This window comes from Nocardioides sp. (genome assembly GCF_004803405.1).
Classification (GTDB): domain Bacteria; phylum Actinomycetota; class Actinomycetes; order Propionibacteriales; family Nocardioidaceae; genus Nocardioides; species Nocardioides vastitatis.
Window position 1 is genome coordinate 1 of the sequence record NZ_SSXI01000220.1, and the last position, 26332, is coordinate 26332.

Annotated in this window: 27 protein-coding genes and 1 riboswitch; of the genes, 22 read left to right on the forward strand and 5 right to left on the reverse strand. The window is 71.8% G+C overall.

Annotated features, from left to right (window positions below; genetic code table 11):
- Together E7Z54_RS14700 and E7Z54_RS14705 are read right to left on the reverse strand one after the other, a co-directional pair.
- On the reverse strand, positions 1-1002 hold a 1002-nt coding region (locus tag E7Z54_RS14700; protein WP_136434913.1), incomplete at its 3' end, for an ArsA family ATPase.
- 184 nt (positions 1003-1186) lie between these two features.
- Positions 1187-2185: an ArsA-related P-loop ATPase gene (locus E7Z54_RS14705; protein WP_136434915.1), complete on the reverse strand. Its 999-nt coding sequence runs from the start codon at positions 2183-2185 to the stop codon at positions 1187-1189.
- 125 nt (positions 2186-2310) lie between these two features.
- Here E7Z54_RS14705 and E7Z54_RS14710 point away from each other — a divergent pair, with 125 nt between their 5' ends.
- From E7Z54_RS14710 to E7Z54_RS14740, 8 genes are all read left to right on the forward strand, one after another.
- On the forward strand, positions 2311-3987 hold the full coding sequence (locus E7Z54_RS14710) for a phytoene desaturase family protein (protein ID WP_136434917.1): 1677 nt from the start codon (positions 2311-2313) through the stop codon (positions 3985-3987).
- A complete protein-coding gene (locus E7Z54_RS14715) occupies positions 3984-5006 on the forward strand; it encodes an SDR family oxidoreductase (protein WP_136434919.1) in 1023 nt (340 codons plus the stop codon). Before E7Z54_RS14710 ends, E7Z54_RS14715 begins: the two co-directional genes overlap by 4 nt.
- A 60-nt stretch (positions 5007-5066) precedes the next feature.
- Entirely contained in the window at positions 5067-5558 is a 492-nt protein-coding gene (locus tag E7Z54_RS14720; protein WP_136434920.1) for an SRPBCC family protein, read from the forward strand.
- A gap of 63 nt (positions 5559-5621) precedes the next feature.
- Positions 5622-5774 (forward strand): hypothetical protein, encoded by a 153-nt coding sequence (locus E7Z54_RS23330; RefSeq protein ID WP_168798343.1) that lies wholly within the window; start codon positions 5622-5624, stop codon positions 5772-5774.
- 18 nt (positions 5775-5792) lie between these two features.
- On the forward strand, positions 5793-6254 hold the full coding sequence (locus tag E7Z54_RS14725) for a RidA family protein (RefSeq protein ID WP_136434922.1): 462 nt from the start codon (positions 5793-5795) through the stop codon (positions 6252-6254).
- Positions 6251-7123, forward strand: coding sequence for an NUDIX hydrolase (locus tag E7Z54_RS14730; protein ID WP_136434924.1), 873 nt, complete (start codon positions 6251-6253; stop codon positions 7121-7123). Before E7Z54_RS14725 ends, E7Z54_RS14730 begins: the two co-directional genes overlap by 4 nt.
- Before the next feature lie 8 nt (positions 7124-7131).
- Positions 7132-7965, forward strand: coding sequence for an MBL fold metallo-hydrolase (locus tag E7Z54_RS14735; protein WP_136434926.1), 834 nt, complete (start codon positions 7132-7134; stop codon positions 7963-7965).
- Between the two features lie 75 nt (positions 7966-8040).
- A complete protein-coding gene (locus tag E7Z54_RS14740) occupies positions 8041-8802 on the forward strand; it encodes a helix-turn-helix domain-containing protein (protein ID WP_240769694.1) in 762 nt (253 codons plus the stop codon).
- 10 nt (positions 8803-8812) lie between these two features.
- Here the strand turns inward: E7Z54_RS14740 and E7Z54_RS14745 are convergent, their stop codons facing one another.
- Both E7Z54_RS14745 and E7Z54_RS14750 read right to left on the reverse strand, forming a co-directional pair.
- On the reverse strand, positions 8813-9181 hold the full coding sequence (locus E7Z54_RS14745) for a YdeI/OmpD-associated family protein (protein ID WP_206056241.1): 369 nt from the start codon (positions 9179-9181) through the stop codon (positions 8813-8815).
- Between the two features lie 46 nt (positions 9182-9227).
- A complete protein-coding gene (locus E7Z54_RS14750) occupies positions 9228-9905 on the reverse strand; it encodes a Crp/Fnr family transcriptional regulator (protein ID WP_136434929.1) in 678 nt (225 codons plus the stop codon).
- A 155-nt stretch (positions 9906-10060) separates the two neighbouring features.
- Here E7Z54_RS14750 and nth point away from each other — a divergent pair, with 155 nt between their 5' ends.
- Genes nth through E7Z54_RS14780 form a run of 6 tightly spaced genes read left to right on the forward strand, consistent with a single transcriptional unit; the run spans position 10061 to position 15537 of the window.
- Positions 10061-10789: an endonuclease III gene (gene nth, locus E7Z54_RS14755; protein WP_136434931.1), complete on the forward strand. Its 729-nt coding sequence runs from the start codon at positions 10061-10063 to the stop codon at positions 10787-10789.
- Positions 10789-11457 carry a TlpA family protein disulfide reductase gene (locus E7Z54_RS14760; RefSeq protein ID WP_136434933.1) on the forward strand — a complete coding sequence of 223 codons (669 nt, stop codon included), beginning with the start codon at positions 10789-10791 and terminating at the stop codon, positions 11455-11457. Before nth ends, E7Z54_RS14760 begins: the two co-directional genes overlap by 1 nt.
- Positions 11454-12239, forward strand: a complete 786-nt coding sequence (locus E7Z54_RS14765) for an NUDIX hydrolase (RefSeq protein WP_240769695.1) — start codon at positions 11454-11456, stop codon at positions 12237-12239. Before E7Z54_RS14760 ends, E7Z54_RS14765 begins: the two co-directional genes overlap by 4 nt.
- 1 nt (position 12240) lies before the next feature.
- Positions 12241-13428 (forward strand): MarP family serine protease, encoded by a 1188-nt coding sequence (locus tag E7Z54_RS14770; RefSeq protein WP_136434935.1) that lies wholly within the window; start codon positions 12241-12243, stop codon positions 13426-13428.
- A gap of 44 nt (positions 13429-13472) precedes the next feature.
- On the forward strand, positions 13473-14735 hold the full coding sequence (locus tag E7Z54_RS14775; protein ID WP_240769696.1) for an acyl-CoA dehydrogenase family protein: 1263 nt from the start codon (positions 13473-13475) through the stop codon (positions 14733-14735).
- A gap of 10 nt (positions 14736-14745) precedes the next feature.
- Complete coding sequence (locus tag E7Z54_RS14780; RefSeq protein WP_136434937.1) at positions 14746-15537, forward strand: enoyl-CoA hydratase/isomerase family protein; 792 nt, start codon at positions 14746-14748, stop codon at positions 15535-15537.
- Between the two features lie 47 nt (positions 15538-15584).
- Here the strand turns inward: E7Z54_RS14780 and E7Z54_RS14785 are convergent, their stop codons facing one another.
- A complete protein-coding gene (locus tag E7Z54_RS14785; protein ID WP_136434939.1) occupies positions 15585-16484 on the reverse strand; it encodes an oxygenase MpaB family protein in 900 nt (299 codons plus the stop codon).
- An 88-nt stretch (positions 16485-16572) separates the two neighbouring features.
- Here E7Z54_RS14785 and E7Z54_RS14790 point away from each other — a divergent pair, with 88 nt between their 5' ends.
- From E7Z54_RS14790 to E7Z54_RS14825, 8 genes are all read left to right on the forward strand, one after another.
- Positions 16573-17772 (forward strand): NADH:flavin oxidoreductase, encoded by a 1200-nt coding sequence (locus tag E7Z54_RS14790; protein WP_136434941.1) that lies wholly within the window; start codon positions 16573-16575, stop codon positions 17770-17772.
- A gap of 158 nt (positions 17773-17930) precedes the next feature.
- Positions 17931-19055 carry an NAD(P)H-dependent amine dehydrogenase family protein gene (locus E7Z54_RS14795; protein ID WP_136434943.1) on the forward strand — a complete coding sequence of 375 codons (1125 nt, stop codon included), beginning with the start codon at positions 17931-17933 and terminating at the stop codon, positions 19053-19055.
- On the forward strand, positions 19052-19897 hold the full coding sequence (locus E7Z54_RS14800) for an SDR family oxidoreductase (RefSeq protein ID WP_136434945.1): 846 nt from the start codon (positions 19052-19054) through the stop codon (positions 19895-19897). The genes E7Z54_RS14795 and E7Z54_RS14800 overlap by 4 nt, the downstream gene beginning before the upstream one ends.
- Before the next feature lie 9 nt (positions 19898-19906).
- A complete protein-coding gene (locus E7Z54_RS14805; RefSeq protein WP_136434946.1) occupies positions 19907-20971 on the forward strand; it encodes an MBL fold metallo-hydrolase in 1065 nt (354 codons plus the stop codon).
- A gap of 136 nt (positions 20972-21107) precedes the next feature.
- Positions 21108-21219, forward strand: a riboswitch (TPP riboswitch).
- A 3-nt stretch (positions 21220-21222) separates the two neighbouring features.
- On the forward strand, positions 21223-22290 hold the full coding sequence (locus E7Z54_RS14810) for a thiamine ABC transporter substrate-binding protein (protein WP_206056245.1): 1068 nt from the start codon (positions 21223-21225) through the stop codon (positions 22288-22290).
- A complete protein-coding gene (locus E7Z54_RS14815) occupies positions 22287-23927 on the forward strand; it encodes an ABC transporter permease (RefSeq protein ID WP_136434950.1) in 1641 nt (546 codons plus the stop codon). Before E7Z54_RS14810 ends, E7Z54_RS14815 begins: the two co-directional genes overlap by 4 nt.
- Positions 23927-24940, forward strand: coding sequence for an ABC transporter ATP-binding protein (locus tag E7Z54_RS14820; protein ID WP_136434952.1), 1014 nt, complete (start codon positions 23927-23929; stop codon positions 24938-24940). Before E7Z54_RS14815 ends, E7Z54_RS14820 begins: the two co-directional genes overlap by 1 nt.
- Before the next feature lie 17 nt (positions 24941-24957).
- Positions 24958-26043, forward strand: a complete 1086-nt coding sequence (locus E7Z54_RS14825) for a phosphatase PAP2 family protein (protein ID WP_240769697.1) — start codon at positions 24958-24960, stop codon at positions 26041-26043.
- Positions 26044-26332: the final 289 nt, after the last annotated feature.

Genomic DNA, 26332 nt, shown 5'->3' on the forward strand with positions numbered 1-26332 from the left:
CAGCCGCTCCGCACCGGCCATCGCCTCCTCCGCGGACAGCGCGCCGGCCGGCTCCGGGCTGGCCCGGTTGACGACCAGGCCGGCGAGCGGCATGCCGTCCTCGCTGAGCCGCTCGACGAAGTACTCCGCCTCGCGGATCGCGTCCGGCTCCGGCGCGGCCACGACGAGGAACGCCGTCCCGTCGGCCTGGAGCAGCGAGTAGGTCTTCTGGGCCCGCTGACGGAAACCGCCGAAGACGGTGTCCAGCGCGGACACGAAGGTCTGCAGGTCCTTGAGGAACTGAGCTCCCAGGATCCGGGTCAGCGCGTTGGTGATGATGCTGAACCCGGCGGTCATCAGCCTCGCGGGGCCTTTCGCGGGGGCCAGCATCAGTCGTACGAACCGGCCGTCGAGGAAGCTGGAGAGTCGCTCCGGGGCGTCGAGGAAGTCCAGCGCGGAGCGTGACGGCGGGGTGTCGACGACGATCAGGTCGTAGCTCGCCGCGTTCGATCCCGAGCGGGATCCGCCGCCCACGACATGGTCGCGATACAGCTGGCCGAGCTTCTCCATCGCCATGTACTCCTGCGTGCCGGCGAACGAGCTCGAGAGCGCGATGTAGAAGGGGTTGGCGAGGATCTGCTTCGCCTTCTCCGGGCTGGCCTGGGAGACGACCACCTCGTCGAAGGTGCGCTTCATGTCGAGCATCATCGCGTCGAGGTGCCCCTCGCCCTCGACTCCGCTCACCGGCCGCGGAGTGTTGTCGAGCTCCCCGATGCCCATCGACTGCGCGAGACGCCGCGCCGGGTCGATGGTGAGTACGACGACCCGCCGGCCCCGCTCGGCGGCGCGGAGTGCGAGCGCCGCACTGGTCGTGGTCTTTCCGACCCCTCCCGAGCCGCAGCACACGATGATCCCGGTGGTCGGGTCGTCCAGCAGCGCGTCGACGTCGAGGGCGCCGGCGGGGCGCGCGGGAGACGTGGCAGGCCCGACCCGCGAGGGGCGCTTCGCGGAGCTGCGTGCCATGTCAGCGTCCTTCCTTGCGGCTCATGCCATCTGCTTTCGGCCCGAGCCCACCTCGCTGGCGCTCGGCGTACCTCCGTGGGGGCTCCTCGCGCTCATGCCATCTGCTCTCGGCCTGAGCCCTGCGGTGCCTCACTCCGGCACACCTCGCTGGCGCTCGGCGTACCTCCGTGGGGGCTCCTCGCGCTCATGCCATCCCTTGCGCTCGAAGCAGCCCGGCGAGCTCGTACAGCCCGCCGAGGTCGATGCCGCCGGCCATCCGTGGCAGCTCGTAGGACGGGACGTCCAGCTGGGCGACGATCTCGCGCTGGGAGTCCTCGAGCGCGCGCCGCTCGGCGTGGTCGGCAGCCTCGGCCAGGAGGCCGTCGACCAGCGCGTCGTCGGCCTCGATCCCGGCGGACTTGAGATCGGTCGCGATCCGCTCGCGGTCCAGGGTGCCGGCGCGGGCCGCCGCGAGGTCGGCGGGGGCCAGGTCGCGCGGGCGGACCTGGTTGACGACGACGCCGCCCACCGGCAGGTTCACCTCGCGCAGCTCGCGGATGCCGTCGACTGTCTCCTGGACCGGCATCTCCTCGAGCACCGTCACCAGGTGCACGGCCGTGCGAGGCGAGCGGAAGAGGGTCATCATCGTGTCGGACTGGGACTTGATCGGTCCGACCTTCGCCAGCCCCGCCAGCTCGTTGCTGACGTTGAGGAACTGCGCGATCCGGCCGGTCGGCGGCGCGTCGAGCACCACCGCGTCGTAGTCGATGGCGCCCTTGTTGCGGCTGTTGCGCTGGACCGCCTCGTAGACCTTGCCGGTGAGCAGCACGTCGCGGACGCCGGGCGCGATCGTGGTCGCGAACTCGATCACGCCGAACCGGTCGAGCGCGCGGCCGGCACGACCCAGCCGGTAGTACATGGCGAGGTACTCCAGCAACGCGGACTCGGCGTCGATGTGCAGCGCGTGCACCACGCCCCGGCCGCCCTCGGCGTCGGGAAGACCGGTGGTGAGCCGCCTCTCCTCGTAGGGGAGCGGATCCACGTCGAACATCCGGGCGATGCCCTGGCGTCCCTCCACCTCGCACAGCAGGACGTTCTTCCCCCTGGTCGCGAGGGCCAGCGCGAGAGCGGACGCGACGGTCGACTTGCCGGTGCCACCCTTCCCGGTGACCACGTGCAGCTGAACGCGGGGCCAGTCACTCACACGCCGAGCGTAGCGATCCCACGCGACCGCATCCTCCACGGCAGTTCGGGCACACTGACGAGAGACCGGGCCGTTTCCCCACAGGTGCGACGGGTACCGAAGCGTTCGACCGGAGGAGCAGCCTGATGACCACCCCCGATTCCCACGCGCGCACCACCGCCACCCCCACCGCCACCCCCATCGACCGCGAGGTCGACGCCGTGGTGATCGGCAGCGGTCCGAACGGGCTCGTGGCCGCGAACCTCCTCGCCGACGCCGGCTGGCAGGTACTCGTGCTGGAGGAGCAGCCACGGATCGGTGGCGCGGTCGCGAGCGACGGCGACGTGCACGAGGGCTACATCCACGACACGTTCAGCTCGTTCTACCCGTTGGCCGTGGCCAGCCCGACGATCCGCGCGCTCGGGCTCGAGCAGCACGGCCTCCGGTGGACGAGCGCGCCGGCGGCGTTCGGCTCGCCCTTCGCCAGCGGGGACTGGGCCCTGGTCCATCCCGATCGTGACGCGACCGCCGACTCGCTGGACAAGCTCTGTCCGGGCGACGGCGACGCGTGGCTGCGGATGTGCCGCGACTGGGACGCGATCGGGGAGCAGGTGATCGCGGCCCTGCTGACGCCCTTCCCCCCGGTCAGGGCGGGTGCAGCCGCCCTGGCGCGGCTGCCTCGGGTGGGCGGTCTGGACTTCGTGCGCGAGATGATCGCGCCGATGCGCGAGGTCGCCGACCGCCGCTTCCGCGGCGAGGCGGCGAGGATGCTGCTGGCGGCGAACTCCGCGCACGCGGACATCTCGATGGACGGCGTCGGCTCGACGGTGATGGGCTGGCTGCTGGCGATGATCGGCCAGGACCTCGGCTACCCCGTGCCCGTCGGCGGGGCAGGCGCGTTCGCGTCGTCGATGGCCCGCCGGCTCGAGTCCGCCGGCGGCCGGATCGTCACCGACTGCCGCGTCACCCGGGTCGTCGTCGACGCCGGGCGGGCTGTCGCCGTACGGACCGGGGCGGGCGAGGAGGTGCGGGTGCGGCAGGCGGTCGTCGCCGACGTCAGCGCTCCCGCGCTGTACGCCGACCTCCTCGCCGAACGCGACGTGCCGGCCCGGATCCGTCGCCACCTGGAGCGCTTCACCTGGGACTACGCCACCATCAAGGTGGACTGGGCGCTGTCCGCACCGGTGCCGTGGGCGACGGCGCCGGTGCTGGCGCCGGGAACGGTGCACGTCGCGGAGACCATCGACGAGCTCGCCGTGCAGGGGACGCAGATCGCGGCGGGCCTGGTGCCGAGCGATCCGTTCCTCATCGTCGGGCAGATGGCCGCCGCTGACCCGACCCGGGCCCCGGCGGACGCCGAGTCGCTGTGGGCGTACACGCACCTGCCGCACGACGTGCGCGGTGACGCGGGACCTGACGCGATCAGTGGTCGGTGGGACCACGACGAGAACGAGAGGATGGCGGACCGCATGCAGATGCGTATCGAGAAGTACGCCCCCGGATTGTCGGACCGGATCCTGAGCCGGAGGGTGCTCGGGCCGCGCGAGATGCAGGCCCGCGACGCCAACCTCGTCAACGGCGCGCTCAACGGCGGCACGGCGAACCTCCACCAGCAGCTGGTGCTCCGCCCCGTGCCCGGGCTGGGGCGAGCGGAGACGCCGATCAAGGGGCTTTACCTGGGCTCGGCATCGGCGCACCCGGGCGGCGGAGTCCACGGGGCCTGTGGGTCGAACGCCGCCCGCGCTGCCCTCGGCCACGCCCGGCTGCGCAGGCTGGTCGGGGCGCCCCGCCGGGTGATGGACGAGCTGAGGAGCGGCCGATGAGCGGAATGGATGACGTGATGAGCGACGGGACGTCCAGGGGCGTGGTGGTCATCACCGGCGGCACGTCCGGTGTCGGTCGGGCTGCCGCGCGGGCCTTCGCGGACGAGGGCCACCCGGTCGTCGTCCTCGCTCGGGGGCAGGACGCCCTGGACGCCACGGAGGCCGAGCTGCGCGAGCGCCAGCCGGGCTGCCGGGCGATCCAGGTCGACGTCACCGACCGGGCCGCGCTGGACGCAGCGGCCGACGCGGTCGAGCAGGAGGTCGGGCCGATCGCGGTCTGGGTGAACTCGGCGATGGTCACGGTGATGGGCGCCTTCGAGGACGTCGATCCCGACGACTTCGACCGGGTGGTGGACGTGGTGTTCAACGGCACCGCCAACGGCACCCGTACCGCGCTGCGCTGCATGCGCCCGCGCGACGAAGGACGGATCGTGCAGGTCGGGAGCGCTCTGGCCTACCGCGGCATCCCCCTGCAGTCGGCGTACTGCTCCGCCAAGCACGCCGTGCAGGGCCTCTCGGACTCCCTCCGCAGCGAGCTGCTGCACCAGGGCAGCCGGATCACGGTCGGTGAGGTGAACCTGCCGGCGATCAACACCCCGCAGTTCGACATGTGCCGCAACCTGCTGGACAAGGCGCCGCAGCCCGTCCCGCCGATCTTCCAGCCCGAGGTCGCGGCGGAGGCGATCGTGCACGCCGCGCGCACCGGAGACCGATCATTGCTGGTCTCGTTCGTCACCACGCGCACGGTCTACACCGACCGGCTGTTCCCCGGCGCCCTGGACCACGTGCTGAAGGACACCGGCTACGACGGCCAGCAGGTGACCCGTCCGGTGCCCGCCGGGGACAACCTCTGGGAACCGCTGGCCGGGGACCACGGCTGCCACGGCTCGTTCGACGAGCAGGCCCGGACGGCGTCGCGCCAGGAGATGCTGCGGCACACGCCGTTGGGTGCCGGTGCGCGCCTGGCCGGGGAGGTGGGCCGCCGGGTCGGCGGCCGGGTGCTGCGTTACCTGGTCTGATCTCCGGTCCGTCTGCCGCGCCGACGGCATGGCCCCCATCCCGGGGGGTACCTCAGTCCCATGAGCAGCAACGCGAGGATCTTCCACTGTTCCCCGGACGACGTCTTCGACATCCTCGAGGACGGCTGGAGCTACGCGACCTGGGTGGTCGGTGCCGCTCGCATCCGAGAGGTCGAGGAGGCGTGGCCCGAACCCGGGAGCCGCATCCACCACTCCGTGGGTGCCTGGCCGCTGCTGCTCAGCGACACCACGTCGGTCGAGGACATCGACCGTCCGCACTCGATCCTGCTGACGGTCCGGGCATGGCCGGCCGGGGAGGGCAGGGTGCGGATCTCGTGCGACCCCGAGGACTCCGGGACCCGGGTCACCATCGAGGAGGACGCGTCGTCCGGCCCCGCGCTGCTGGTGCTCAAGCCGGTGCGCGACCTGATGCTGTCGTGGCGCAACGTCGAGGCGCTCCGCCGACTGGCCTACCTCGCCGAGAGCCGGGCACGCAAGGCGGACGACACCGACGGCGACGGCTCGGTCGCGAAGGTCCGCCGCCAGCCCTAGCCGACCGCCGCGGCACGGTGGACGCGTGTGCCGCGCTGGTCGGCCCTGAGTAGGGTGCGAGGCATGACCAAGTGGGAATACAGCGTGGCTCCTGTCCTCAACCACGCCGCAGCGCAGATCCTCAACAACTTCGGCCAGGACGGGTGGGAGCTCGTCACCCTCCTCCCCGGGCAGGGCGGCAACGACGTCGCCTACTTCAAGCGCCCCGCCGAGTGACGAGGGCGGCCTGAGGCGATGACATCCCCGGAGGAGCGGCTCGCCGCGCTCGGGCTGACCGTGCCGGACGTGGTGCCGCCGGTGGCGTCGTACGTCCCGGCGGTCCGCAGCGGCGCGATGGTCTACACGGCCGGGCAGCTGCCGATGCGTGACGGCGCGCTGATCACGACCGGCAAGGTCGGCGCGTCGGTCACCCCCGAGCAGGCCTACGAGTGCGCGCGTCAGTGCGCGCTCAACGCGATCGCCGCGATCAGATCGGTCGCCGGTGACCTGGCAGGTGTGCGGATCGTGAAGGTGGTGGGGTTCGTGTCGTCGACCCCGGACTTCACCGGCCAGCCCGGCGTCGTGAACGGAGCCAGCGAGCTGCTGGGGGAGGTGTTCGGCGACGCCGGCGTGCACGCGCGGTCGGCCGTCGGCGTACCCGTCCTCCCGCTCGACGCGCCGGTCGAGGTCGAGGTGGTCGCCGAGGTCATCGGTTGACATCCATCCCGCTGCCGCCGGTCCCGCTGCCGGAGAGGTTCCTCGAGCTCTCCCGGGAGTACGCCGACGGCCGCCGCGAGCCCGCCGAGCCGCGCAACGCGGCGACGGTCGTGCTGATGCGGCCCGGTGCCGCCGGCCGGCCCGAGGTCTACCTGATGCGGCGCCAGCTGAGCATGGACTTCGCCGGCGGCATGGCTGTCTTCCCCGGCGGCGGGGTGGATCCGCGGGACTTCGACCACTCCGTCACCTGGGCCGGACCGCCGCCGGCGGAGTGGGCGCGGCTGCTCGGCACCGAGGAGGACCTCGCCCGGGCGCTGGTCTGCGCGGCGGTGCGGGAGACGTACGAGGAGTCGGGAGTGCTGCTCGCCGGAACGTCGGTCGACAACGTCGTCGCCGACACCACCGGCGAGGACTGGGAGGCCGACCGCGTCGCACTGGAGTCGCGGGAGCTCGCGATGACCGACTTCCTCGAGCGGCGCGGGCTCGTGCTGCGCACCGACCTGCTCGGGATCTGGAGCGGCTGGCTGACGCCGGTCTTCGAGCCGAAGCGCTACCGGACCTGGTTCTTCGTGGCCCGACTGCCGGAGGGCCAGCGCACCCGCGACGTGTCGACGGAGTCCTCCGAGGTCGTCTGGCTGACGGCAGCTGAGGCGGCCGACCGTGCGGACCGCGGCGACCTCGCGATGCTGCCGCCGACGTACCTGACCTGCCTGGAGATCGGCACGCACCGCGACCTCGACGAGGTGATGACCGCGAGCGGGGGCCGCACCGTCGACATGTTCATGCCCGAGGTCGAGGCCCTCGGCGACGGCTTCACGTTGTCGATGCCCGACCAGCTGCGACCGCTCGTCGCGGCCCGGAGAGCTTGAGTCCGCGCATGAGCGAGCAGGCGGGGGGTCCCTGGAAGGGCGGCGAGTACGGCGCCCGCGGACGATGCGTCCTCGCCCCGAACCCCGGGATCATGACCCTTGACGGCACCAACACCTGGGTGCTGCGCGAGCCCGGGGCGGATCGGTCGATCGTGGTCGACCCCGGACCGTTGCACGACGAGCACCTGGACGCGGTCGCTGAGGTCGCCGGGCAGGTCGAGGCCGTGGTCGTCACCCATCACCACCTCGACCACACCGAGGCCGCCCGCTCCTTCGCCGAGCGGATGGGATGCGGCGTCCGCGGCCTCGATCCCCACCAGTGCTGGCGATCCGACCCCCTCGCCGAGGGCGAGGTGCTGTCCGTCGGCGGACTCGAGGCCGAGGTGGTGACCACGCCGGGCCACACCAGCGACTCGATCTCGCTGCTGGTCGGGGCCGACCGGGCCCTGCTGACGGGCGACATGGTGCTGGGCCGGGGCACGGCGGTGATCGTGCACCCCGACGGCGACCTGGCGCGCTACTTCGACTCGATGGAGAAGATGAGAGCTCTCGTGGCGGAGGGCCGGGTCGAGGCGCTGTGGCCGGCCCACGGGCCGGTGCTCACCGACGCGGCCGGCGTGCTCGACCACTACGTCGTGCACCGCCGCGAGCGGCTCGACCAGGTCGAGTCCGCCCTGTCCCGGCTCGGCATACGCGCCGCCGACCTGCCGTCGGACGTCGCCGAGCACCCGACCCTGCCGCGCCAGGTCGTCGAGGTCGTCTACGCGGACGTCGACGAGTCGCTGTGGGGCGCGGCCGAGTGGTCGGTGCGGGCGCAGCTGGCCTACCTCGCGAGCCGCTGAGCCTGCCCCGAGGTGGTCGCCGCATGACCTCGCAGGTCATGTCCTCGACCCCGGCCGGTGGCTAGGTTGGCGGTCGTGAACGCCAGTGCAGGGGCGCTGATCCGCCAGTGGCGCCAGCGGCGCCATCTCTCGCAGCTCGAGCTCGCGAACCGCGCCGAGGTCTCCACCCGGCACCTGAGCTACCTCGAGAACGGCCGCTCCCGGCCGACCAGCGCCATGATCATGCGTCTCTGCGACCACCTGGACATCCCGTTGCGGGAGCAGAACGAGCTGCTGCTCGCGGCCGGGCACGCGCCCGCCCATCCCGAGCACTCGCTCGCGGACCGCCCGATGGCCGAGGTCAACGCGGCGCTCGAGGCGATCCTCCAGGCACACGGCCCCTACCCGGCGCTGGCCGTCGACCGGCACTGGGAGCTGGTGACCGCCAACGAGGCGGCGTTCTCCCTGATGGACGGCATCGACGAGGACCTGCTCGAGCCGCCGGTCAACGTGATCCGGCTCTCCGTGCACCCGCGCGGCCTGGCGCCGCGGATCGTCAATCTGCCGGAGTGGCGGGCGATGCTGGCCGAGCGCCTCCGGCGCGAGTACGACGCCACCGGGGACGCCGCGCTCGGGGAGCTGCTCGCCGAGGTGGCCGCCGGGGTCGACCGACCGCCCGCTTCGGCCGCGCTCGTCGTACCCCTGCAGCTGCGCGTGGGGGAGGACACCGTCCTGTCCTTCATCTCGACCACGACCGTGTTCGGCACGCCGCGCGAGGTCACCCTCTCGGAGCTGGCGATCGAGGCGTTCTACCCCGCGGACGAGGCGACCCGGAAGATCCTCAACGGGTACGGCTGATCAGCCCGGCTCAGGCCGGCCAGCGCCCGTCCGCCTTCGCGGCGTCGACGGCCGCCCGCCCGGCGTCGGTCATCAGGCCCTCGGCCTCGAGCATCGCGACCCGCTCCACGTTGGACATCGACCACGTGCTCTTCGGTCCGCGCGGGGTGAACCGGATGAAGGAGGTCTCCGCGTCACGACCGCGGCCCTGGCCGTCGATCCACCCGAAGCAGAGCGCCTCGAGGACCGCGTGCTCGTAGGTGAGCGCGGTGACGGTGCCGCCCTTCTTGGTCAGCGCGAGCCACGCCGCCGGCTCCGACGCGTGGTGCTCCGCGAGCCAGGCCCGCCACGCCGCCCGGTCGGGGACGAGGAGCTCCTCGCCGCTCAGTCGGTGCGCCACGCGGTCCCGACCACCGTTTCTACCCGCGCTGCCCGGAATCCGGCGATCAGCGAGCGCGCCGCGACATCCGCTCCATGTCGAGGATCACGACCGAGCGCGGCTCGAGTCGCAGCCAGCCGCGCGAGGCGAAGTCGGCCAGCGCCTTGTTGACCGTCTCGCGGGAGGCGCCGACCAGCTGGGCGAGCTCCTCCTGGGTGAGGTCGTGGTGCACGTGGACGCCGTCGTCGGCGGTGCGGCCGAAGCGGTCGGCGAGGTCGAGCAGCGCCTTGGCGACCCGGCCCGGCACGTCGGAGAAGACCAGGTCGGCGACGACGTCGTTGGCCTTGCGCAGCCGGCCGGCGAGCTGGGCGAGCAGGCCGCGGGCGACCGCCGGTCGTCCCTCGAGCCAGCGCAGGAGGTCCTCGTGGGAGAGCGATGCGAACTCGGCGTCGGTCACCGCGGTGACGGTCGCGGACCGCGGGCCGGGGTCGAAGAGCGACAGCTCGCCGAACATCTGGCCGGGACCCATGATCGCCAGCAGGTTCTCGCGACCGTCGGACGAGGTGCGGCCGAGCTTCACCTTGCCCTCGAGCACGACGTACAGCTTGTCGCCGCTGTCGCCCTCGTGGAACAGCACCTCGCCGCGCCGCAGCCGAGTGGTCGACATCGAGGTCCGCAGGGCGGCCATCGCCTCGTCGTCGAGGGCGCTGAACAGCGGCGCCTGACGGAGTACGTCGTTGTCCACGCTTCCTCCAAGGTCCCTTTGCATCGTGGCCCGCCCCCCGCGGATGGAAATCCGGTCCGACGACATGCGTCGGCGAGCATCCTAGCCAGTGGGGGATCTCACACCTAGTCGTCGGTGCTGCACGGCCTGTCCGACGTCGCCCGTAGGCTGGGCGGGTGCGGGCGACAACCAGGGCGATCGACATCGCCGAGGAGACCCCGGCACAGCTGGTCCGTCGGGCCCGCAAGGTCGATCGGGTGCTGGCCGAGACCTACCCCGACGCCAAGGCGGAGCTCGACTTCGACAACGCCTTCGAGTGCCTCGTGGTGACCGTGCTCTCCGCGCAGACGACCGACAAGCGGGTCAACATCGTCCGGCCCACGCTGTTCGCCGCCTACCCCGACCCGGCATCCATGGCGGCCGCCGACCGGGACCACCTCGAGCAGATCGTCGGCCCGCTCGGGTTCTTCCGCGCCAAGACCGAGGCGCTGCTCAAGCTGAGCGCCGCGCTCGTGGAGCGGTACGACGGCCAGGTGCCGGCAAGGCTCGAGGACCTGGTCACGCTGCCCGGTGTCGGGCGCAAGACGGCGAACGTCGTGTTGGGCAACGCGTTCGGGCTGCCCGGGATCACCGTCGACACCCACTTCGGGCGGCTCGCCCGCCGGCTCGGGTGGACCACCGAGACCGACCCGGTGAAGGTCGAGCACGCCGTGGGCGCACTGTTCCCCAAGCGCGACTGGACGATGCTGTCGCACCACCTGATCTGGCACGGTCGTCGTCGCTGCCATGCGAAGAAGCCGGCGTGCGGAGCCTGCCCGGTGGCGCGGTGGTGCCCGTCGTACGGGACCGGCCCGACCGACCCGGTCGAGGCGGAGAAGCTGGTCCGCACGGAAGGCCCGAACTGATGGGTCCCGGGAGGTCGACGGCGGTTCGTGCCGCCGGCGTGCTGGCCGTCGCGGTGCTGCTCGCGGGCTGCGACCAGGCCGAGCCGGCCCTGGCGTGCAAGATCGAGGTCGACACCCCCGAGCTCCAGGCGGACCGCGAGGCGGCCGGCATCGCCGACTGCCGCCCGGACGGGTCGGCCGCCGACCCCGATGGCCGCGACCCCGAGGGCGCGCCGGTGGCCGACCTGCCCGACGTCTCCCTGGCCTGCCTCGGCAGCGAGTCGAGGATGGCGCTCTCGGAGGTGCGGGGCCCGGCCATGATCAACTTCTGGGCCTCCAACTGCGGTCCGTGCCGCGAGGAGCTGCCCGCCCTGCAGGAGTTTCACGAGACCTACGGGTCGCAGGTGACCGTCCTCGGCGTGGACTACCTCGACACCTATCCGGGCGCTGCGATCGACCTCGCCCGGCAGAGCGGGGTGACCTACCCCTCGCTCGCCGACGCCTGTGGGGACCTGCAGAGCACCGACCTGGTGATCCTCGGCCTGCCGCAGTTCGTCCTCGTCGCCGAGGACGGCACGGTCACCCAGGTTTCCGGCGGCGTCGACTCCGTCGATGACCTGGTGGTCATGGTCGACCAGCACCTCGGCATCGACCTCGCCGCCGGGACTCCGGAGAGGACCGGGCGATGACGGTCCCGATGCCCGACGAGATGCGCGCCCGGATGGTCGACCGGGTGCCCGACGAGCTGCCCGCCGACCTGCCCGACTGGCTGCGACCGGTCGCCGAGGGTGCGCGACGGATTCGAGGCAGCGACCTGACCCGGTTCCTGCCGCCCGAGGGGGCCCGGACGCGGCGCGGCGCCGTGCTGATGCTCTTCGGAGAGGGCGACGTGCTCCTCACCGAGCGCGCCCACCACATGCGCTCCCATCCCGGGCAGGTCTCGTTCCCCGGCGGCTCCATCGACCCCGGGGAGACGGTTGTGCAGGCCGCGCTCCGCGAGGCCTGGGAGGAGATCGGCGTCGACCCCGGTGGAGTCGAGGTGTTCGGCGCCCTGCCCGAGCTCTGGCTGCCGCCGTCGAACTTCGCGGTGACCCCGATCCTGGGCTGGTGGCGCGAGCCCGTCCCGGTCGAGGTCACCTCACCGGACGAGGTCCACGAGATCCACCACGTCGACCTCCGCGAGCTCTTCGCACCCGAGCACCGGATCGAGGTGCGCCACCCCGGCGGCTGGACCGGACCCGGATTCCTGATCGGCGAGGACAAGGATGTCATCGTCTGGGGATTCACCGGCGGGATCCTGACCAGGTTCTTCTCGTTCCTCGGGTGGCTGCCACCGGTGGACAGCCCGCCGGTGCATGATCTGCCGGACCACATGCTCGCGGAGTACGTCCGCCGTATCTCCCGGGACAACACAGGCGACGGAGCCGACGTGGACGGTATGGACCTGCTCGAACCCGAGGACGACGACTGACGTGAACCTTCTGGACTGGCTCCTCCTGCTGCTCGTCGCCGCCTACGCCCTCTCCGGGTACTGGCAGGGCTTCGTCACCGGCGCGTTCGCGACGGTGGGGCTGCTGACCGGCGGCCTGATCGGGATCTGGCTCGCGCCGACCATCCTCGGCGGGATGGAGCCGTCCCTGGCCGTCTCGCTCGGGGCGCTGTTCATCGTCATCCTCGCGGCGTCGCTGGGTCAGGCCCTCATGCAGTACGCCGGCGCGCGGGTCCGCGAGCGGATCACCTGGCAGCCGGCTCGCGCCGTCGACGCCGTCGGCGGCGCACTGCTCAGCGCCCTCGCGGTCCTGCTGGTCGCCTGGGCCCTGGGCGTCGCCATCTCCGGGACCAGGATCGGGCCGGTCACCTCGATGGTCCGCAACTCGGAGGTGCTGGCGAAGGTCAACCAGGTGCTTCCGGCCGCGGCGCCCAACGCGTTGCAGGCGTTCAACGCGGTCGTCGGCACCGGGTTCTTCCCGCGTTACCTCGAACCGTTCGCGCCGGAGCGGATCGTCGAGGTCCAGCCCGGCCCGAACCGCCTGCTCAAGGACCCCGAGGTGCTGGCCACCAGGCCGAGCGTGGTCAAGATCCGCGGCGCCAACCGCTGCGGGCGCGGCGTCGAGGGCACCGGGTTCGTGTTCGCCGAGGACCGCGTGATGACCAACGCCCACGTGGTCGCCGGGGTGGAGGACCCCGAGGTGAACGTCGGGGGCGACACCGAGCTCGGCCGCGTCGTGCTCTACGACGAGGAGCTCGACATCGCCGTGCTCGCGGTCGACACCCGCGACGTGCCGGTCCTCGACTTCGACATCGAGGCCGGGAAGCCCGCCGCGTCCGAGGATCCCGTGGCCATCGTGGGATACCCGCAGGACGGTCCGTTCGACATCCAGACCGGCCGGATCCGGGCGGAGCAGAATCTCCGTTCGCCCGACATCTACGGCGAAGGCACGGTCGTCCGTGAGGTGTACTCGATACGCGGGCTGGTGCGGCCCGGCAACTCCGGCGGGCCGATCGTGACGCCCGGCGGCCGGGTCGCCGGGGTCGTGTTCGCGGCGTCGGTGACCGACCCCGAGACCGGCTACGCCCTGACCTCCGGGCAGGTGGCCGCCAGCGCCCGGCGCGGCGAGTCCGCCGACGGCGAGGTCGCCACCGGCGACTGCGCGGCCTGAGGGCTTCACACCGCTGCGCTCCCGGCGTGCGGCATATTGACCACATGACCGGGTCCGCCATGTATCCCGCCTATCCCGCTCCCAGCCCCGAGGCAGTCGGTCTCTTCGACGAGATGCGGAGGTTCCTCGCCGAGGAGGTGCTTCCCGCCGAGGAGGCCTACGACCGCCACCGCGAGGAGGCCGGCGCGGACGACCACACGGTGCCGCCGGTGATGGAGGAGCTCAAGACGAAGGCGCGCCAGCGCGGCCTGTGGAACCTCTTCCTGCCCAGCGAGTCCGGACTGACCCAGCTGGAGTACGCCACCATCGCCGAGCTGTCGGGCTGGAGCATCGAGATTGCTCCGGAGGCGATCAACTGTCAGGCGCCCGACACCGGCAACATGGAGCTGCTCCACCTGGTCGGCACCCCCGAGCAGCAGGACCGGTGGCTCAAGCCGCTCCTCGCGGGCGAGATCCGCTCCGCGTTCGCGATGACGGAGCCGGCCGTGGCGTCCTCCGACGCCACCAACATCGAGACCCGCATCGAGCGCGATGGCGACGAGTACGTCATCAACGGACGCAAGTGGTGGATCTCCGGCGCGGCCGACCCGCGCTGCAAGGTGCTCGTCGTGATGGGCAAGACCGATCCCGAGGCCGCAACGCACCGGCAGCAGTCGATGGTGATCGTCCCGGTCGACACCCCGGGCGTCGAGGTCAAGCGGTCCTACCCGGTGTTCGGCCGGCAGGACCAGCACGGCCATTGCGTCATCGAGTTCACCGACGCCCGCGTGCCGGTGCGCAACCTGCTCGGCGAGGAGGGCGGCGGCTTCGCGGCCGCCCAGATGCGCCTCGGGCCCGGCCGCATCCATCACGTGATGCGTGCCCTCGGCGCCGGTGAGCGCGCACTGGCGATGATGGTCGACCGGGCGAAGGTCCGGACCGCGTTCGGCGGTGTGCTGGCCGAGCAGTCCTCGGTGCGGGAGAAGATCGCAGAGTCCCGGATCGAGCTCGAGCAGGCCCGCGCCCTGTGCCATCGGGCAGCGTTCGTCGTCGACTCCGAGGGCAACAAGGCGGCCCGGCACCTGATCGCCGCCGCCAAGGTGGCCGTTCCCCGCGCCGTGCTGTCCGTCATCGACCGCGCCATCCAGGTCCACGGCGCGGCCGGCGTCAGCGACGCGACGGTACTGGCCACGCTCTACGGCTGGCACCGCGCGATGCGGATCTTCGACGGGCCTGACGAGGCGCACCTCACCACGCTCGGCCGCGCGGAACTCGGACGCGAGCCGATGTTCGACCTGCCCCTGTCGATCCACAACCAGTTCCGCTGAGGAGGCCGTCATGACGCAGAACCTGGTCCGCTACGAGTACGACGCCGGGGCCGCCCGGATCACGCTGGCCGACGGCGAGCGGGGCAACGCCCTCGGCCTCGCCCTGGTCGACCAGCTGCTGGACGCCGTGCGCCAGGCCGGTCGGGACGCGGCGAAGGTGATCGTGCTCGCCGCCGACGGCCGCTTCTTCTCGGTCGGCGGCGACCTCGCCGCCTTCGGTGCGGCCCAGGACCGGTCGATGCTCATCGACGACCTCGCCGAGGCGCTGCACCGGGTCGTCAGCGAGCTGATCCGCTCCGACGCGATCGTGGTGAGCGTGGTGCAGGGCACCGCGGCCGGGGCCGGCTTCCCGCTGGCTGCGGTGGGCGACGTCGTCCTCGCCTCCGACACGGCGAAGTTCAGTCTCGCCTACACCAAGGTCGGCCTCTCGCCCGACGGTGGCAGCTCCCTGCTGGTGCAGACGCTCGGCCTGCACCGGACGCTGCGCCTCGCGCTGCTCGGTGACCTGCTCAGCGCGCAGGAGGCCTACGACGCCGGACTGGTCGCCCGGGTCGTGCCGGCCGACGAGCTGCCCCGCGTGGTGGACCAGGTGGTGGGCGCGCGCGTCGCGGGGTCTGCCCCGGCCCAGGCGTCCGCCAAACGGTTGCTCCGGGAGGCCGCGGCCGCCTCCCCCGAGACCGCGCTGCGGCGCGAGTCGCTGTCGATCCGCACCCTCGTGGGTACCGCCGACGGCGTCGAGGGAATCACGGCGTTCCTGGAGAAGCGGGCGCCGAGCTTCGGCCAGGCCGACGCCACGAGCTGACCCGGCCCTCAGCGGGGCCGGGCCACCGCGACCCGGCCCGGACGAGCTCAGGAGGTCGTGGCCGCCGCGGTCCGGGTCGCGTGCGGCACCGGGCAGCCCGCGGGCCGTCGGAACGTGCCGAGGTCACCGAGCACGTACCCACCCGGGTAGCTCTTGATGCGCGGGAGGTCCTCGGCGAAGGTGGGCTTCCGCTTGGACGGCGTGTACCGCAGCAGCCTGGCCCGTGCCCTCATCGCCACCTCGGTGATCCTGCGCGCGGCAGGCCCGGGGTCGTCGTACCGGAAGGCCTGGAGGAGGGGCGGGTCCATGAGGGCGCGGCTGAGGAGGTCGATCGGCATCCTCAGCGGCCTGGGGTAGAAGGTCGTGAGCAACTGGAGGGTGGAGTCGGCGACCCGCCGACCACCCTCGTCGTAGGCGAAGTGGTGGCGCTCGTAGCCGTCCATCAGGTCCATGAACCCGTCGTAGGTCTCGGGGATGCCCTTGATCCCCATGAGCCGGCCCAGCTCCCGGAAGTAGTTCACGCTGGCGCGGAGCTCGGTGTCGGTCAGCGGCCGCCACCCGTATCGGTCCAGCCAGCGCTTCGGCACCACCACGAACGTCGACAGCACGTAGCGCAGGTCGTTGTTGCTGATGTCGTACATCTGGTGCATCTGGTTGATCCGGCGGATCGCGACCCTGCCCTCCTCGCTCTCGAATCCGTGCACGAACGGCGCCTCCAGCAGCAGCGCCGTGTCGTCGTACCGCTTCTGGCAGCGGCCGGTGAACTCGCCGGTCTGGTCGAGCAGGCGGCCCACGCTCGGCACCGCGTAGGTGCGGAACAGCGCGAAGCTGAGCGCCTGAGTCATGTCCCAGGTGAACTCGTAGAGGGAGAGGTTCTGGTAGATCTCGACGAAGTCCTTCTCCGGGTCGAGTGCCTCGTTGCGGTCCCGCCAGAGCGTCTTGGACATGCTCCGACCATAGGGGAGTCGCCAGACCCCCGGCAGGGTGCTGGCCGGCCGGTAGAACGTGTTCCTGTTCGGCCACTACAGTGCGAGCGTGAGCGCCCCTGACGTCTTCAGCCCCGCCGAGCTCGGCCCGGTCCGGCTGCGCAACCGGACGGTGAAGGCGGCGACGTTCGAGGGCCGCACGCCGCGCGGCGAGGTCACCGACGAGCTGATCGCCTACCACCTGGCGCCCGCCGAGGGTGGCGTCGGCCTCACCACGGTCGCCTACCTCGCGGTGGCGCCGGAGGGCCGCACGCACCGGGACGTGGTCGTGGTCGGCGACCGCACCCTGCCCGGCCTGCAGCGCCTGACCGACGCGGTGCACGCGACCGGGGCGAAGATCGCCGGGCAGGTCGGCCACGCGGGCCCGGTCGCCGACGGCCGCTCCAACGGCGTCCGCGCGATCACGGCCAGCCGGATGCCCAGTCCGCTATCGATGCAGATGATCCGCTCGGCCACCGAGGCCGACCTCGCCCGCGTCACGAAGGCCTACGCCGACGCCGCTCGCACGCTGGTCCGCGCCGGCTTCGACGTGCTCGAGCTGCACATGGCGCACTCGTACCTGATCTCCTCCTTCCTGGCCCCCGGGCTCAACCGCCGCAGGGACCGCTGGGGCGGCCCGCTCGAGCGGCGGGCCCGCCTGGCGCGACAGGTGGCGCGCGTCGTACGGGAGGAGGTCGGGGATGCGGCCGCCGTCACCGCGAAGGTCTCCGTCTCCGACGGGTTCAGGGGCGGCGTCACGACCGAGACGGGCATCGAGCTCGCTCAGCTGCTCGAGGCCGACGGCCACCTCGACGCGCTCCAGCTCTCCGGCGGCTCCTCGCTGATGAACCCCATGTACCTGTTCCGCGGCGCTGCTCCGGTCGAGGAGTTCGCCGCCACCATGCCGCCGATGGTCCGGTGGGGGATGCGGACGCCGATCGGCCGCAGCTTCATGAAGGAGTACGCCTTCGAGGAGGCCTACTTCCGCGACAAGGCGCTGCGGTTCCGGGCCGCGCTGTCGATGCCGTTGATGCTGCTCGGCGGGATCAACCGGCTCGAGACGATGCAGCAGGCGATGGCCGACGGGTTCGACTTCGTCGCGATGGGCCGGGCGCTGCTCCGCGAGCCGGACCTCGTCGCCCGGCTCCAGCAGGGCGTGGTGCGCGAGGGGATCTGCATCCACTGCAACCGCTGCATGCCGACCATCTACTCCGGAACTCGGTGCCCGGAGTGGGCGGCGGGGGAGGTCATTCCGGTTGCTGGGGGGTGATCTGCGGGCGCAGGTTTCCCAAGGGATGCAGGCGAACCAGCACTTCCCTGGCCGAGTAGAGGCGGGGAAGCGTCGGCTCGGCTGCATCCCTTGGGAAACCTCCAGCACCATTCGCCAACCCCTTCCCGAAAACTAGAACCTGTTCTAAGTTGTCCTTCATGTCCCAAGTGATCCCCGAGAAGCCGCTGCGTGTCGTCGTCTGGTCCACCGGGACCATCGGCCGGCATGCCATCGCCGGCGTCGACGCGCACCCGGACCTGGAGCTCGTCGGCGTGTGGACCTCCACACCCGAGAAGCACGGCAAGGACGCGGGAGAGCTCGCGGGCCTGGGTCGGGAGCTCGGGATCAAGGCGACCACCGATCGTGACGAGCTGGTCGCGCTGCGGCCGGACTGCGTCGTGCACGGCGCGATGACCGACGACCGGGTGTTCGAGTCGATCGAGGATCTGACGGGCCTGATCCGCGACGGCGTGAACGTGGTCTCCTCGGGACCGGTGATCCTGCTCCACCGGGAGGGCACTCTCCCGGTGGAGATGATCGACGCCATCGACGAGGCCGGTCGCCAGGGCAACGCGAGCCTGCATGTCAACGGCATCGACCCCGGCTTCGCCAACGACGTGCTGCCGCTGGTGATGACCTCGCTCAGCCAGCGGATCGACCACGTGAAGGTCAGCGAGATCGCCGACTACTCGACCTACTACCAGCCCGTCGTGATGAAGGACCTGTTCGGCTTCGGGCAGCCGATGGACTTCAAGGCCGTGCTGTGGGAGCCGGGCATCCTCACCACCGGGTGGGGGCCTGTGGTCCGGGTGATCGCCGACGGCCTCGGAGTCACCCTCGACGAGCCCCTCGTGGAGGAGGTGGAGCGCCGGCCCGCGTCGCGCGACACGAAGAGCGTCTCCGGCGCCATCCCCGCCGGCACGATGGGCGCCGTACGGTTCCGCGTGATCGGCACCGTCGACGGCGTCCCGCGGGTCACCCTCGAGCACGTCACCCGCACCGCGCCCGACCAGGAGCCGGAGTGGCCGAAGCCGAACGAGGGCGACGGGTGCTACCGGATCGAGATCACCGGCGAGCCGTGCATGAAGGTCGAGTTCACCCACCACGGCGAGAACGGCGACCACAACGTGTCGGGCATGATCGTCACCGCACAGCGACTGATCAACGCTGTTCCCGCCGTCGTCGCCGCGCGTCCCGGGCTGGTCTCGGCGCTCGACCTCCCCCTGGTGACGGGCCGCGGCCTGGTCGCCGGGTCGCGCGACACCGACAGGGGCCACGCATGAGCGGCATCCTCGACCGGTTCAGCGTCACCGACCACGTCGCCGTCGTCACCGGCGCCGGGCGCGGTATCGGCGCAGCCACCGCCGTCGCCCTCGCGCAGGCCGGCGCCGACGTGGTCATCTCCTCCCGCACCGAGGCCCAGCTCAAGGAGGTCGCGGGCAGGATCGAGGAGACCGGTCGTCGCGCACTGGTCGTGCCGGCCAACCTCGCGCACACCGACGAGGTGGCCGGCCTCGCGCAGGCGGCGTACGACGAGTTCGGGCGGCTCGACATCGTCGTCAACAACGTGGGGGGCACCGTCCCGAACGCATTCCTGGACACCGACGTGGCCTACCTGGAACAGGCGTTCCACTTCAACGTCGCCACCGCGCACGCGCTCAGCCGGGCCGCCGTACCGCTGATGCTGGAGTCGGTCGGGACCGCCGATGCGCCGCGGCAGAAGTCGATCACCTCGATCTCGTCCGCGATGGGTCGTCTGGCGGGCCGCGGCTACCTCGCCTACGGCACCGCGAAGGCGGCACTCGCCCACTGGTCGCGACTCGCCGCGACCGACCTGAACCCGCACATCCGCGTCAACGGCGTGTTCGTCGGCTCGGTGATGACGAGCGCCCTGGAGTTCGTGGCAGGCGTGCCGGAGATGAAGGCCGAGCTCGAGAGCTCCACCCCGCTGGGGCGGATCGGCGAGGCCGAGGACATCGCCGCGGCCGTGCTCTACCTCGCCTCGCCTGCCGGCAAGTACGTGACCGGCAAGATGCTCGAGGTCGACGGCGGCATCCAGCAGCCCAACCTCGACCTCAAGCTCCCGGACCTGGTGCCCAGCAACGGGACGGCCGACGACCACTAGGGTGACGGCGTGACCACGGGCGGAGTTGCCACCGGCTACGCGATCTCACCCGACTCGGGGGAGCACTGGGCCGCCGAAGGGGCGTGGCAGGTCGCGGACGGCATCTACCGGATCCCGCTCCCGCTCCCGCTGGACGCGCTCAAGGCGATCAACGTGTACGTCGTCGCGGGAGACGACGGGCTCACCCTGATCGACGGCGGCTGGGCGATCCCGGTCGCCCGTGAGCTGCTCGACAAGTGCCTGCGCAACATCGGCTCCGGCTTCGGCGACATCCGGCGGTTCCTGGTGACGCACGTGCACCGCGACCACTTCACGATGGCGACGGTCCTCGGCCACGAGGTCGGCGCCGAGGTGGCGCTCGGGATCGACGAGCGGCCCGCCCTGGAGCTGATGCACAGCGTCGCCGACCTCGACGAGAGCCCGTTCCTCCCGGTGCTGCGGACCGCCGGGGCCGCCGGGATCGCCGAGATGTGGGCCGCGGGGCACGACGGCGAGCTGCCCGACCCGGTGGACTGGGCGTTCCCCGACCTCTGGATCGAGGGAGACCGCACCTTCCACGTGGGGCGACGCCGGATCGACGCCGTGCACACGCCCGGACACACGCCGGGGCACTACGTGTTCGCCGACCAGGCCGAGGGCGTGCTCTTCGCCGGCGACCATGTGCTTCCCACGATCACCCCCTCGATCGGCTTCACGGTGCCGCCGGCCGACCAGCCGCTGGGGCAGTTCATGCAGTCGCTGGCCAAGGTGCGCCGGCTTCCGGACATGCGGATCCTGCCCGCACACGGGCCGGTCGCCCCGTCGACGTACACCCGCGTCGACGAGCTGCTCACCCACCACGAGACCCGCCTCGATCTGTGCCTGGAGTCCCTCAAGGCGCGCGGACCGGTGACCGCGACCGTGGTGGCCCGCGACCTGGGCTGGACCCGGCACGAGCACGCGTTCGACGAGCTCGACGTGTTCAGCCGGGGGATGGCCGCGATGGAGACCAAGGCGCACCTGGAGCTGCTGGTCGCGCGCGGGCAGGCGTCCGCTGTCGACCACCCGGACGGGGTCGTGTTCGCGGTCTCGTGACGGTCGCTGCGCGACCTCCTCGACCGGCGGGGTTGCTGCGCGACCTGCTCGGCGGGTTGGGCATCGCTGTGCGATCTGCTCGACCGGCGGAGTGCCGGTCGCTGTGCGATCTGCTCGGCGTGCGGGCTAGAGTCGGACCGTAAGACAGGGGAGCACCACTCACAGGGTGCTGAGAGTGCGGAGCCAGCCGCAGACCCTCCGAACCTGCTCCGGCTAACACCGGCGAAGGGAGTCACGTCATGTGCGCACGCATGCACCGCCCGACCGTCCGGGCCGCTCGCACCGGCCTCACCGCCCTCACCGCAGCGGCGCTCCTCGCGAGCGGCTGCTCGGTGATCGGCACCGAGGACGACGCCAAGGACGGCGACGACACCGTCACACTCGTCACCCACGAGTCCTTCGCGCTGCCCGACGAGCTGGTCGCGGCGTTCGAGAAGGAGACCGGATACCAGCTCGAGATCAGCAAGCTCGAGGACGCCGGCGCGCTGACCAACGAGCTGGTCCTCACCAAGGACAACCCGGTGGGCGACGTCGTGTTCGGCGTCGACAACACCTTCGCGACCCGCGCGCTCGACGAGGACGTGTTCTCGTCGTACGCGCCGACCCTGCCCGAGGGCGCGGAGCAGTACGAGCTCGAGGGCGACGACGACGACGCGCTCACGCCGGTCGACACCGGCAGCGTGTGCGTCAACGTGGACGACGCGTGGTTCCGCAAGCAGGGGATCCCCGCTCCGCAAACGATCGACGATCTGCGCAAGCCCGCCTACAAGGACCTGTTCGTCGTCCCGGCCGCCAGCACCAGCTCGCCGGGCCTGGCCTTCCTCGTCGCCACCATCAGCGAGTACGGCGACCAGTGGCCGACGTACTGGGAGGACCTGATGCGCAACGGCGCGAAGGTCGTGAAGGGCTGGTCGGACGCCTACTTCACCGACTTCAGCTACTCCGGGGGCGACCGGCCGATCGTGGTCTCCTACGACTCCTCGCCGGCGTTCACCCTGGACAAGGCCGGCAAGAGGTCGACCACCAGCGCGCTCCTCGACGCCTGCTTCGGGCAGGTCGAGTACACCGGGATCCTCGAGGGTGATGAGGTCAACGAGCCCGGTGCCCGCGCCGTCATCGACTGGCTGCTCTCCGCCGACGTCCAGGCCGCGCTGCCGGAGTCGATGTACGTCTTCCCTGTCGCGTCCGAGACCGAGCTGCCCGCCGACTGGCAGCGGTTCGCGGTCCGCCCGGAGGAGACCGTGCAGGTCGACCCGGCGCAGATCACCGAGAGCCGCAGGGCGTGGCTGGAGCAGTGGACGGAGATCGTCTCGCGATGACCCGCACCGGCCGCCGGATCGCCTACGCGGTCCTCGCTGCCGTGCCGATCGCGGTCTTCGCGGTCTTCTTCGTGCTGCCCGTCAGCGCGATGCTCGAGCGTGGCCTGTGGCCCGAGGGGCGCTTCGACCCCGGTGCCGTGCTCCAGGTGCTGGCCCGGCCGCGCACCGGCCGCGTCATCTGGTTCACCCTCTGGACGAGCACGGTCGCGACCACGATCGCGGTGCTGCTCGGGGTCCCCGCGGCCTACGTGCTGCACCGGCTCCGGTTCCCCGGACGAGGTGCCGTCCGCGCGGCGCTGCTGGTGCCGTTCGTGCTGCCCACCGTCGTGGTCGGGCTCGCGGTCCGCGAGCTGATCTCCACCTCGGGCCCGCTCGGCTTCCTCGGCCTGGACGGCACCCCGGCGGCGATCATCATCGGCCTGGTGTTCTTCAACGTCGCGGTGGTGATCCGCACCGTCGGCGTCGCGTGGGAGAGCCTCGACCGCCGTCCCGGCGAGGCCGCCTCGGCGCTCGGCGCCTCGCCCTGGCAGGTCTTCGGCACGGTCACGATGCCCGCCCTGCGCCCGGCGATCCTCTCGGCCGCCAGCGTGGTGTTCCTGTTCTGTGCGACGGCGTTCGGCGTGGTGCTGGTGCTCGGCGGCGTCCGCTACTCCTCGGTGGAGACCGAGATCTACCTGCTGACGGCCGACCTCCTCGACCTGCCTGCCGCTGCGGCCCTCTCCCTGGTGCAGATGCTCGCCGTGGTCGTGCTGCTCGTGGTGGTCGGTCGGCTGCGGGCCGTGCCGGACCCGACCGTACGCCGCAGCACGGCCGCTCCGGTCCGGCCGCGGACGCGGGACCTGCCCGCCGTCCTGGTCACGGTGCTGACCCTGGCCGCGGTGGCGCTCCCGATCGGCACGCTGGTGGCGGGATCGTTCCGGCGGGAGGGCAGCTGGAGCCTCGAGCACTACCGGGCGATGGCCGGCTCGGCCGACGGTCTCCTCCAGGTGTCCGTCGCCGACGCCCTCGAAGCATCCCTGCGGATCGCCGTCGACGCCACCGCGCTGTCGCTGACGCTCGGCCTGATCGTCGCGTTCGTGGTGACCCGGCGGACCCGCACCCGTACCGGCAGTCGGGTGCGCAGCGTGCTCGACGGGTTCTTCATGCTGCCGCTCGGTGTCTCGGCGGTGACCCTCGGCTTCGGGTTCCTGATCGCCCTCGACGAGCCGCCGCTCGACCTGCGCGCGAGCCCGCTGCTCGTGCCGGTCGCGCAGGCGCTGGTGGCGCTCCCGCTCGTCGTGCGCACCCTGGTCCCGGTCCTGGCCGGCATCGACGACCGGCAGCGGCAGGCGGCGGCATCGCTCGGCGCCGGCCCGGTGCGCGCCATCCTGACCGTCGACCTCGCGGTGGTGTGGCGGCCGCTGCTCGCGGCGGCCGGCTTCGCGTTCGCAGTCTCGCTCGGCGAGTTCGGCGCGACGTCCTTCATCGTCCGGCCCGCGGAGCCGACGCTGCCGGTCGTGATCTACCGGCTGCTCGGCCACCCCGGTGCGCTCAACTACGGCACGGCGATGGCCGCCGCCGTCGTGCTGGCCACGGTGACGGCGGCTGTCATCCTGGTCGTCGAGCGGCTCCGCGTGCCGGGAACGGGAGCCTGGTGATGCTCGAGCTGCAGAAGGTCTCGGTCACGTTCGACGCCACGGTGGCGGTGGACGAGGTCGACCTCACCGTCCCGAACGGCAGCGTGCTCGCGGTGGTGGGCCCGTCGGGCTGCGGCAAGTCGTCGCTGCTGCGTGCGATCGCCGGCCTGGACCCACTGGCGTCCGGGACCGTCTGCTGGGACGGAGAGGACCTCGCCGGCACCCCCACCCACAAGCGCGGCTTCGCGCTGATGTTCCAGGACGGGCAGCTGTTCGACCACCTCACCGTCGCCCGCAACGTGGGCTACGCGCTGCGACTCCGCGGACGACCCCGTTCGAGCCTGCGATCCGAGGTCGTCGACCTGCTGGCCCTCGTCGGGCTGGAGGGGTACGGCGACCGGCTTCCGCGGACCCTGTCGGGTGGCGAACGCCAACGGGTCGCCCTCGCGCGGTCCCTGGCGGCGAGGCCGCGGCTGCTCCTGCTGGACGAGCCGCTCAGCTCACTCGACGCCGAGATGCGGGTCCGGCTGGCGGCCGACCTCCGCCAGATCCTCGAGGAGGCCGGCACGACCGCCCTGCTCGTCACCCACGACCAGGCCGAGGCGTTCGCCGTCGCGGACCGGCTGGCGGTCATGCGCGCCGGCCGGGTCGTCCAGGAGGGCCCCACCGACGAGGTCTGGGGCGAGCCGGCCGACGAGGAGACCGCGCTCTTCCTCGGCTACTCGCGGGTGGTCCGGGGCCCCGGGGCGGTCACCCTGCTCGCCCTCGTGGACGAGGAGCCGCTCGGCGCGTCCGCCGTCGCCGTACGGCCCTCGGCCCTGCGAGCCGGTCCGCTCCCGGAGGGCGGGGCCGATGCCGGCGCCACGGAGGCCGTCGTCCGGTCGTTCCGTCTCACCCCCGACGCCGGCCGGCTGGTGGTCAGCGTCGAGGGGATCGGCGACCTGGACGCGGTGGGCGTCCCGGGGTGGACCGCCGGCCCGGGGGACCGGGTCGGGGTGCAGGTCGACCGGCGCGGCCTGGTGGTCCTGCCCTGACCTCTAGACTCCTCCGGGTGTACCGCCGCGCCTATACCCTGCTGATCGGGACGGCTGTGGTCATGGGCGGACTGGCGATCTTCGCCGCTCTGGCGCTCGACCGTCCGCTGCTCGACCCCGAGGGCAGCTTCCTGGGCCCGTCGTACATCCGGCTGCCGCTCCTGCTCCTGGGAGCGCTGCTGCTGGACCTGCTGCCGCTGACGCTCTGGAAGGCCCATGCCCGCCCCAGCCGGGTCATGCCGATCGTCCGCGAGCGGATGAGGACGCACTGGACCAAGGAGCGGTTCGTCCTGGTGGGACTGGGACTCATCTGCTTCTACATCACCTACGTCAGCTACCGGAACCTCAAGTCGTTCCTGCCCTTCGTGCGGTCCGACCCGCACGCGCCCGAGGGGACGGTCGAGGCGCTGTCCTACGACCGTGAGCTGCACCTGATGGACAAGGTGCTGTTCTTCGGGCACGAGCCCAGTGACGTCCTTCACGGACTCCTCGGCACCAACATCACGGCACACATCCTGTCCCCGATCTACCTGATGTTCCTGCCGCTGGTCCCGCTCGGCGTCACCGCCTGGCTGGTCTGGTCGCGCAACATGTCCTTCGGCTACTGGTTCGTCACCTCGCAGTGCCTGGCGTGGTCGTTCGGCACCCTGTCGTACTACCTGTTGCCCACGCTGGGACCCGGCATCGCGTACTCCTCGGAGTACTTCGGCGTCGGCGGCCTCGCGCACACCGGCACCACCGACCTGATGAACGCCATCGTCAGAGCCAGGGGGAACGTGCTGTACGGCGGCGTCACCGGCTCGGTGAACTCGATCGCGGGATTCGCCAGCCTGCACACCGCGATCACGCTGCTGTTCGCGCTGATGGTGCAGTACACGCTCCGCTCGAAGCTCTTGAAGTGGATCTTCTGGGTGAACTTCGCCCTCACCATCGTCGCGACCCTCTACTTCGGATGGCACTACGTCGCCGACGACATCGCCGGCGTCGCGATCGCGGTCGTCTCCTTCTACCTCGGTGGGATAGCGAGCGGCCAGAAGTTCGACAGGCACCTGCACTCGCACCCGACGACGACCACCTCCAAGGTGCCCGTCGAGCTCGACTGAGCATCGGAGACGCTCGCCGCGTCCGAATGACACCGGTGTAGTTCGTCAAGCCGACACGCCGGCGTGCCGCGAGAAAGTTGAGATTTCTGTTCCCAATGTGACGAAAGCGCACTACCGTGACGCGAGTGCGCCTTCGACGTCTCGGGACCCCCGTGCTGGCCCTCGTGCTGGCGGCCGCGGCGCTGAGCCCCCGGGCCGACGCCGACCCGACCGACCCGAGCGCGCCGTCCGCGAGCGAGGTGGAGGCCGCGAAGGTCCGTGCGGACGCGGCGACGACCGACCTGGAGCG

Coding starts and splice junctions, on each gene's coding strand:
- E7Z54_RS14810 (WP_206056245.1), top strand. CDS start 21,223: ATGCACCGCCCGACCGTCCGGGCCGCTCGCACCGGCCTCACCGCCCTC.
- E7Z54_RS14765 (WP_240769695.1), top strand. CDS start 11,454: ATGACGGTCCCGATGCCCGACGAGATGCGCGCCCGGATGGTCGACCGG.
- E7Z54_RS14710 (WP_136434917.1), top strand. CDS start 2,311: ATGACCACCCCCGATTCCCACGCGCGCACCACCGCCACCCCCACCGCC.
- E7Z54_RS14720 (WP_136434920.1), top strand. CDS start 5,067: ATGAGCAGCAACGCGAGGATCTTCCACTGTTCCCCGGACGACGTCTTC.
- E7Z54_RS14760 (WP_136434933.1), top strand. CDS start 10,789: ATGGGTCCCGGGAGGTCGACGGCGGTTCGTGCCGCCGGCGTGCTGGCC.
- E7Z54_RS14785 (WP_136434939.1), bottom strand. CDS start 16,484: ATGTCCAAGACGCTCTGGCGGGACCGCAACGAGGCACTCGACCCGGAG.
- E7Z54_RS14780 (WP_136434937.1), top strand. CDS start 14,746: ATGACGCAGAACCTGGTCCGCTACGAGTACGACGCCGGGGCCGCCCGG.
- E7Z54_RS14735 (WP_136434926.1), top strand. CDS start 7,132: ATGAGCGAGCAGGCGGGGGGTCCCTGGAAGGGCGGCGAGTACGGCGCC.
- E7Z54_RS14815 (WP_136434950.1), top strand. CDS start 22,287: ATGACCCGCACCGGCCGCCGGATCGCCTACGCGGTCCTCGCTGCCGTG.
- E7Z54_RS14775 (WP_240769696.1), top strand. CDS start 13,473: ATGACCGGGTCCGCCATGTATCCCGCCTATCCCGCTCCCAGCCCCGAG.
- E7Z54_RS14715 (WP_136434919.1), top strand. CDS start 3,984: ATGAGCGGAATGGATGACGTGATGAGCGACGGGACGTCCAGGGGCGTG.
- E7Z54_RS23330 (WP_168798343.1), top strand. CDS start 5,622: ATGACCAAGTGGGAATACAGCGTGGCTCCTGTCCTCAACCACGCCGCA.
- E7Z54_RS14795 (WP_136434943.1), top strand. CDS start 17,931: ATGTCCCAAGTGATCCCCGAGAAGCCGCTGCGTGTCGTCGTCTGGTCC.
- E7Z54_RS14820 (WP_136434952.1), top strand. CDS start 23,927: ATGCTCGAGCTGCAGAAGGTCTCGGTCACGTTCGACGCCACGGTGGCG.
- E7Z54_RS14800 (WP_136434945.1), top strand. CDS start 19,052: ATGAGCGGCATCCTCGACCGGTTCAGCGTCACCGACCACGTCGCCGTC.
- E7Z54_RS14725 (WP_136434922.1), top strand. CDS start 5,793: ATGACATCCCCGGAGGAGCGGCTCGCCGCGCTCGGGCTGACCGTGCCG.